The organism is Rhizobacter sp. P5_C2 (genome assembly GCF_054049715.1).
The window spans coordinates 1-688 of sequence record NZ_JBFULV010000261.1 but is presented as its reverse complement, the minus strand read 5'-3'; the positions used below and the strand labels follow the sequence as shown (position 1 = coordinate 688).

Sequence of the window (688 nt, the reverse complement as noted above, 5' to 3'; positions counted from 1 at the left end):
CGTCATCGGCAGGTTGCCGTCGTTGCGGTAGGTGGCGGTCACCGTCTGCGTTCCACCGCCGTACCACGTCGCGGGCACGATGAGGCTCGCGGCCGAGGTCAGCGTGGCCGCCGTGCCGGTGCCGTTGCCGGCCACCGGGATCGACAGGTTCACGCCGTTCGCGTTGACGACGCCGACATTGACCCCAGCTTGCATTCGCGGGTACGAGCCCAGCACCTGCACGCTCGCACCGATGCCGTTGGCGATGGCCGTCGGCTTGAAGCTCACCGTCACCGTGCAGGCTGCTCCCGCCGCGAGGGCGCTGCCGCAAGTGTGCGTCAGCGCGTAGTCGCCGGGCTTCGTGCCCGCCAGCGTGATCGACAGGTTCGCGAGCGTCCCTCCGTTCGTCGCGTTGTTGGTCAGCGTGAAGTTCTGCGCCGCGCTCGTCGTGTTCACGGCCACGTTGCCGAACGCCAGGCTGCTCACATTCGGCGTGGTGGTCGCCACCGAGAAACCGTAGCTCTGCTGCACCGTGTAGGTCGTGCCCGCAGCGCCCGCCACCTGGTAGCTGATCTGGTCGACAGCGGTGTACGAACCCGGCGTCGCCTGGGCACCGGTGCCGAAGAAGGTCTGGCACGACGCACCGGGCGCCAGCACGGTGGTGCCCGGCTGGCAGTACGTCACGTTGCCCGGCTGGCCCTGCCACGAC

At 69.2% G+C, this 688-nt stretch carries 1 protein-coding gene; it reads right to left on the bottom strand.

The window, feature by feature from the left end:
- The coding region (locus ACXJLU_RS33500; protein ID WP_457338032.1) for a choice-of-anchor D domain-containing protein at positions 1-688 on the bottom strand (688 nt) is incomplete at both ends.